4 protein-coding genes are annotated in these 7,649 nt (G+C 40.0%); 3 read left to right on the top strand and 1 reads right to left on the bottom strand.

The window, feature by feature from the left end:
• Window positions 1-32: 32 nt before the first annotated feature.
• Window positions 33-629, bottom strand: coding sequence for a ribonuclease HII (locus MKO06_RS07315; protein ID WP_241550227.1), 597 nt, complete (start codon window positions 627-629; stop codon window positions 33-35).
• Between the two features lie 186 nt (window positions 630-815).
• On the opposite strand from MKO06_RS07315, the gene MKO06_RS07320 reads away from it, so the two are divergent.
• The 3 genes from MKO06_RS07320 (at window position 816) to MKO06_RS07330 (ending at window position 7,252) form a co-directional block, all read left to right on the top strand.
• Window positions 816-3,851: a SusC/RagA family TonB-linked outer membrane protein gene (locus tag MKO06_RS07320; RefSeq protein WP_241550228.1), complete on the top strand. Its 3,036-nt coding sequence runs from the start codon at window positions 816-818 to the stop codon at window positions 3,849-3,851.
• A gap of 11 nt (window positions 3,852-3,862) precedes the next feature.
• The gene (locus tag MKO06_RS07325; protein ID WP_241550231.1) at window positions 3,863-5,233 is read left to right on the top strand and encodes a RagB/SusD family nutrient uptake outer membrane protein; all 1,371 of its coding nucleotides are present in this window, start codon (window positions 3,863-3,865) and stop codon (window positions 5,231-5,233) included.
• A 120-nt stretch (window positions 5,234-5,353) separates the two neighbouring features.
• On the top strand, window positions 5,354-7,252 hold the full coding sequence (locus MKO06_RS07330; RefSeq protein WP_241550233.1) for a putative porin: 1,899 nt from the start codon (window positions 5,354-5,356) through the stop codon (window positions 7,250-7,252).
• Window positions 7,253-7,649: the final 397 nt, after the last annotated feature.

Genomic DNA, 7,649 nt, shown 5'->3' on the forward strand with positions numbered 1-7,649 from the left:
GGCGTGGTTTATTTAAAAGCAAAAATATGAACTTAGAAATCAATGGTCAATTGTTCCGGAAGTAGTTTAAAACTTTTACGATGATACCTGGTAGCCCCAAATTCCCGGATGGCTGCCCTGTGTTCCCTGGTAGGGTAGCCTTTATTTCGTTTCCAGTTATACATAGGAAATTCATTATGGATCTTCTCCATGTATTCATCCCTGTAGGTTTTGGCCAGAATGGAAGCAGCAGCAATGCTTAGAAATTTAGCATCCCCTTTGATAATGCATTCATGTGGGATTTCGCCAAAAGGTTTAAATCTATTGCCATCAACTATGATATGTTGTGGCGCTTGCTGCAACTTTTCGATAGCCCGGTGCATTGCAAGGATGGATGCGTTCAGGATGTTTAACGCATCGATTTCTTCCATAAAAACATGGGCTACCCCGTAACAAATGGCTTCCCCTTCTATACAACCACGAAGAAAATTCCTGGTTTCCAGGCTTAAAACTTTAGAATCGTTTAAGGTTTGATTCTGAAAATGTGGAGGTAAGATCACTGCAGCGGCCGTAACCGGACCCGCCAAACATCCTCTTCCGGCTTCATCGGTCCCCGCTACGGAAATTTTTGAATTATAGAATGATAGCATGCTGGCAAAAATATTAAGAATTTTCCATACTATTCAACTGTTAAACAGCCTTCCAAAATAAATTTTCATCTCTAACTGCCTTATAAACAAATTGTTAATTAGTTGTGAAGATAGCAGGTAAAATAATTTTGTTTTATTAAGAATTTATTATGATTTTTGGCAAGGCTAATTCAAATTTAACGAATAATGAAAAAAAGTTTACAAGGATTACTAACGCTGCTATTGGTGTTAGTGGTGCAAATTGGTTTTGCACAGGAAAAAACCGTCACAGGTACGGTTTTGGATGAAGACGGTTTACCACTGCCGGGTGTTAACGTAATCGAGCAAGGTACGTCAAACGGTACACAAACAGACTTCGATGGAAATTATTCTATTTCTGTTGCTCCTGGGGATGTGCTTGTATTTAGTTATGTAGGGTTTCAACAACAAACCATTACCGTAGGTAGTTCTAATGTTTACAACGTGTCCCTTCTTGTGGATGCTGCTGCTCTTGATGAAGTTGTAGTAACTGGTTATGTTACCCAGAAGAAATCAGATATTACTGGTTCTCTGGTAGAGGTTAGTGAAGAGAAGCTTACCGAGTATGCTGCTGCTTCTGTAGATCAGGCCCTTCAGGGTAATGTTGCTGGTTTAGCAGTTTCAGCTTCTTCTGGTACGCCAGGATCTGTTGCTAATATCAGGATTCGTGGTATCAGCTCTATTACAGCTGGAAACGAACCATTGTATGTAATTGATGGTGTGCCGGTAAATAACGGAAACGCTAGTGCTAGTGCTGCAACATCATCTATTAGTGCTCTTGCTGCGATAGACCAGTCAACCATTGAGTCTATTACCGTGTTAAAAGATGCTTCTGCTACCGCTCAATATGGTGCGAGAGGTGCGAACGGGGTTATTTTGATTACTACTAAAGGTGGTAAGTATGGAACTACCAGGTTTAATTTTACATCTCAGGTAGGTTTCCAGAATGATGCGATCGAGCAGCCAACTCCGCTTACAAACGCACAGAGAATTGTTCTTGCGTCTGAAGCATATGTGAATGATGGTTTCTTTGCTACTGAGGCAGAAGCTGAAGATTTTCTAGTTAATAACAGTGCTTTGTTTGCTCAGTGGGATCAGGCTGGACGTCCTGAGTCTAACTGGCAGCAGGTTCTTCGTAACCCTGATGCTTTATTCCAGCAGTACAGCTTGTCTGCTTCTGGTGGAGGTGAGGATAACAGGTTCTTTGCGTCTATTGGTTATTTAGAGCAGGAGGCTACCGTTATTGGATCTTCTTTCGAAAGGATCTCTGGATCTTTGAATTTTTCTAAAGATTTCAGCCCAAGCTTGAAGTTCTCTTCTAACAACACGGCATCTTACTCTTTCCAGGATGCATTCCTGGAGCTTAGTGCGTATTTTGATAGTCCAAGAACTGCGACTTATTTCATGAACCCGCTAAGACAGCCTTATAATGAGGATGGTACTCCAGCTGAAATTGGTGGAGCTCTGCCAAACCCATTGATCTCTACAAGAGATAACTTCAATGAAAACCGTTTCACCCGTATCATTTCAGGTAACTCACTTGACTGGGAAATCGGTGGAGGTTTTTCTGCTGGAGCAAAGTTCAACGTGGATTTACAATTGTATAACTACAGAACCTATACAAACAGGAATTATGGATATGGTGTACCTACTTCAGGTGATGCCTCTCAGTACGACAGAACAAACGCCTTCTACGTATTCCAGAATTACCTGAACTATGACTTCGAGATCAATGCAGATCACAGATTTGATGTTAAAGTTTTACAGGAATACCAGGCTAGCCGTAGCTATTTCTTAGGTGGTGCTGGTAATAACTTCGCTGACGATGGACTGTTCTATCTGGCAAGTGCTGGTACTCCAACTTCGGTTACTTCTAGTTTCAGTGACTGGTACATGGGAGCATACCTAGGCTTGCTTCAGTATTCTGCTTTCGATAGTAGATATGTATTGAACCTTTCTTACAGAAAAGAAGGTAACTCAAGATTTGCTGCAGATAACAGATGGGGTGATTTCTACTCTGTAGGTGCTGCATGGAACCTTCATAAGGAAAACTTCCTTGCTGATGCTGGTGCTATAGATTATCTTAAATTAAGAGGATCTTATGGTGTGACCGGTAACGCTAATATTGGATTGAACAACTACCAGTCTCTGTTCACTTATGGTGTAGACTATAATGGTGAGGGAGCTCAAGCTGTTAGTACTTTTGGTAACAACGACCTTTCCTGGGAGATCAACAAGACCTTTGATGTTGGACTTGAATTTGGCTTCTTCCAGAATGCTTTAACTGGTAGTATAGCTTACTTTAATAGAGATTCGGAAGATCTTCTGTTAGATGTGCCGCTTTCTCAAACTACTGGATTTGCAACTCAAACCCAGAATATTGGTGAGTTGAATAACCAGGGATTCGAATTCCAGTTAACTGCAAATATTATCGATACTGAAGATGTAGGTCTGAGTATAGGTGGTAACCTTGCTACCGTTGAAAATGAGGTAACAAAACTGCCTTTAGATCCAAATGGTATTGAAAGAACCATCACTACTACCATTACTAGAATCGAAACAGGGCATCCTGTAAGAGAATACTACATGCCAACCTGGGCAGGTGTTAATCCTGAAACCGGTAATGATGAATGGTATGTAAATGGTGTAGATGGAGAAACTACAACGAATTTCAATGATGCTGAAGCTGTATTCCAGGGAGGTAACTCTATTCCTACCATTACTGCTGGTATGAATTTGAACTTCAACTTTAAAGGTTTCTTTATTAATGCTCAGGGATACTATGCTGGTGGTCATAAGATCTACGAAGGATGGCACTTATACCTACACCAAACTAATGGTTTCCCAATCCTTGCTTACAATGGATATCAGTCATTGTTAGACAGATGGCAGGAGCCTGGAGATGTTGCTAGACATAGTAAATTTACGTCAGCTGGACAGCCATGGCAAAGACATTCTAAGTATCTTTATGATGCAGATTTCTTAAGACTTAGAACAGTTACTGTAGGTTACGATCTACCTAGTACAGCAATGGAGCAAATTGGTATGACTTCTGCAAGAATCTATGTAAGAGGAAACAACCTTGCTACCTGGGTAAAAGATGATAACTTACTTTATGATCCAGAACAGGATCTAGGTGGTGAAACAGGATTGGAGACTCCTCCAACCAAGGCGGTACTTGTAGGTGTTAATCTAACTTTTTAAAAAAATTATTGATGAAAAAAATTATTTATAAAGGATTGATCATGGCTATATCAGTTGGTGCCATATCATCCTGTACAACAGAAGATTTAGATCCTACACTTGCTCAGAATAAAAGTGTTGAGCAGAGTGTGAACAATGTGGGTAACCTGTTCAGTATTCTGAAAGGTGTACACAGTCTTATGTCTGAAAGTGGTTATTACGGTCAGGATGTTATTATTACAAACGAAGTAAGAAGTGATAATACATTCTCTATAGGTAACTCGGGTAGATATACTACCGAAAGCCAGTATCTGTATAACAATAACACAGACCTTATCTGGAACAATGCATACGAGGTGATCGCCAATGCGAACATTATCATCAATGCAAACCTTGAAAATCTTGAAGGTGATGTTGATTATGGTGCTCATGTTCAAGGACAGGCCACAGCTATAAGAGCATTAGCTCATTTTGATCTGCTTCGTGAGTATGGTCAGCAACATACTGGTAGCGGTAACCTTGGAGTGCCAATCGTTACTGAATATAAGGGAGATAACCTGTTTCCTGCCAGAAATACCATCGAAGAAGTAAAGGCGGCTATTTACAGCGATCTTGAAATGGCTTATTCTATGATGGATTCTCAATATGATGATTCTAAAGTGTATATCTCTAAGCTTGGTGTGAAGGCACTTGAATCTAGGGTAGCTGTATACTTTGGAGACTGGACTAGAGCACGTGATGCAGCAGAGATTGTTGTAAACTCAGGTGAATATTCAGTTATTTCTGCTGACTCTTACGTTGATAGCTGGCAGGGTGACGGAGGAGTAAATGTGATCTTCGAACTTGCTGCAAGTCAGGTGGATAACGCAGGTATCAATGGTTTGGCTTATATGTACCAGATCAATGCTGATGGTAGTGGATATGGAGACGTGGTTGCAAGACCAGAAGTACTTGGTATCTACGAAGATTCAGACGTTCGTCTAGGAATACTTGATACTTCTGGAGACTGGATTAGAAATACCGGTAAGTATCCAGATAACGTAAACTTTACCAATAACATTCCATTGATCCGTTTCGAGGAGGTAGTTTTAAACTATGCTGAAGCTCTAATGGAAACTGGAGGCGATGCCTTGACTCAGTTGAATAAACTTCCTGCTAACAGAGGAGCATCATTATATGCTGCAGCCACAAAAGACAATATTCTTTTGGAAAGAAGAAGAGAATTGATCTTTGAAGGATTCAGATTTGATGACCAGCTACGTACTGGAATGACTATGGAAGCTGTTGGAACAGATGGGATGATCATGGAAACAATTGATTACCCAAGCTACTTGTTCGCTTGGCCAATCCCGCTTTCTGAAATGAATGCGAATTCAAACATGGTTCAGAACGACGGTTACTAAGTCAAAGAACCAGTTTATAAATAGAAACCACCCGCCAATGGCGGGTGGTTTTTTTGTTTATGAAATCTTCCATCATTTTTTAGTTTATTATTATATTTTTGCTCTTACACTTCTGCTCTGATGAAAAGACTGTTTTTTTGCTTCTTATTTTGTATTACTTTCAGCGCTTTCTCCCAGGATGGCTCAGGCAGGGGTAGAACCGAAGGAGTTAAGAAGGCAGATACCCTACCTTCAATAGATCTTTACAAGATCATCTCGGTTAAAAATGATACGACTTATCTGGATACCGTACTTACAATAGAAAAGGATTACCGGTTCAATTACCTGCGTCAGGATAATTTCGAGTTATTGCCGTTCTCTAATACCGGGCAAACTTATAATAGTTTAAGTTTAAGAAAGGATTACAGGTCGAGTTTTCCTGAATTCGGAGCCCAGGCAAGGCATTTCAATTTTTTTGAAGTAGAGGATATCAATTATTATTATGTGCCAACTCCCTGGACTCAGTTATATTTTAAAACGGTCCCTGAACAGGGGCAGCAGCTCGATGCGTTTTTTACCGTGAATACTTCCAAAAACCTTAACCTTTTCATTGCCTATAAGGGTATGAGGGCCTTGGGGAAATATCAGCACATTCTTACCAGTACCGGTAACCTTAGAATGGGATTCAGTTATCAGTCTACCAATCAAAGGTATTCGGCAAAGGCTCATTTTGTGTCCCAGGACCTTCTCAATGAAGAAAACGGTGGTCTCACCGACCAGGCAATTGAACAATATATCAATAAGGAAGAGGAATTTGAGGACAGGTCTGTTCTGGATGTGAATTTTGAGAATGCTGAAAGTGTTTTGTTTGGAAAGCGATTTTTCCTGGATCACCAGTATAGAATATTGAATGTGACAGATTCTGTGAATCAGCTTAACCTGTTCCATACTTTTGATTATAGTTACAAGAAATATGTGTACCGGCAGGATAATGCCGTAGAGGATATATTTGGCCAGGCTTTTGAATCTTCAGGCCTAAAGGACATTTCCAGGCTGGAAAAGCTTTATAATGAAGTTGGTGTTCGTTATTCTAATAAAATTTTGGGCGAAGTGGTGTTCAAGGCCGGGCATACTAATTATGAATATGGTTATAACGCGGTATATATAAGGCCGGGGGATACTATAGGGAATCGCCTTGATGGAAATCTGCTGCATGTTGGAGGCGGGTATAAAAAGCAGATTGGAGGTTTTGGAATAGAGGCTGAAGGCAGGTTGAACCTATCCGATGAGTTTTCAGGTAATTACCTGGCTGCTTCTGCCGGGTATGATTTCGATGAAAATAACCGCATACGGTTCGGGGTCAATCAGAATAGTTCGGTTCCAAATTTCAACTTTTTGCTGTATCAAAGCGATTATGTGGAATATAACTGGCAAAACAACTTCGATAACGAGATTACCCAGAGATTATATGCCGACTTTAATTCAGGAATTTTTGGTAATATATTCGGAAGTCTTTCTCAAATTGAAAATTATACCTATTTCGGCCTTGATGAGGAAGGTAGGGTTAAGCCTTTCCAGGCAGGTGACCAGGTTAGGTATTTAAAACTGAAGGCAGAGAAAGGTTTTGATTTTGGTTTGTTTGGTGTCTATAATACGCTGATGTACCAGAATGTTTTAGAGGGACAGGGAGTTCTCAATCTTCCTGAATTTGTAACCAGGAACTCAATTTATTATAAGGATTATTGGTTCAGGCGGGCATTGTACCTACAAACCGGCTTTACTTTTACCTATTTTTCCAAATATCAAATGAACGGTTACGATCCTGTTCTGGCGGAATTCTATGTTCAGAACGATCAGGATCTGGGAGGTTTCCCCGTTGTAGACTTCTTTTTTAACGCTAAGATCGATAAGGCCAGGATCTTCTTTAAGCTGGAACATGTTAATGATTTGATAGACGGGAATAATAATTTTTCGGCTCCTGGTTATCCGTATACCGATTTCCTGGTACGATTTGGTCTTGTTTGGGATCTTTTTCTATAGGTTTTTCGCATTTCTTTTTGCGGAATTCTTTTTGAAACGAATTTGCTCTTGAATTATTCTTTCCAATTGCTAAAAAAACCTGTTTTTATTCTTTCTTTTTTGGCTGAAATAATCCGATTGAAATAAAACTTCCAAAAATTTTGAAAGCCTATTGTGCAATTAAAAAACAGGCGTATATTTGCACCCGCTTTGGAAACGAAGTTATGTTCACTGAAATTACTGGAGAGTGCTAAGGGCAAGGGCTCAGCTAAAATAAAGGCCGAAAAAAAGTTGAAATTTTATTTGGTTTGAAAGCAAAAGTCACCTTACATTTGCATCCGCTTTCCGAGTGAGGGGAGTGAGGCTTCTGAGAAGGGAGTGATGTTCATTTGAAGGTTGGGTTTTAAGCAGGGTAAAA

This window comes from Christiangramia oceanisediminis (genome assembly GCF_022570735.2).
Classification (GTDB): Bacteria; Bacteroidota; Bacteroidia; order Flavobacteriales; family Flavobacteriaceae; genus Christiangramia; species Christiangramia oceanisediminis.

Coding starts and splice junctions, on each gene's coding strand:
- MKO06_RS07325 (WP_241550231.1), top strand. CDS start 3,863: ATGAAAAAAATTATTTATAAAGGATTGATCATGGCTATATCAGTTGGT.
- MKO06_RS07315 (WP_241550227.1), bottom strand. CDS start 629: ATGCTATCATTCTATAATTCAAAAATTTCCGTAGCGGGGACCGATGAA.
- MKO06_RS07330 (WP_241550233.1), top strand. CDS start 5,354: ATGAAAAGACTGTTTTTTTGCTTCTTATTTTGTATTACTTTCAGCGCT.
- MKO06_RS07320 (WP_241550228.1), top strand. CDS start 816: ATGAAAAAAAGTTTACAAGGATTACTAACGCTGCTATTGGTGTTAGTG.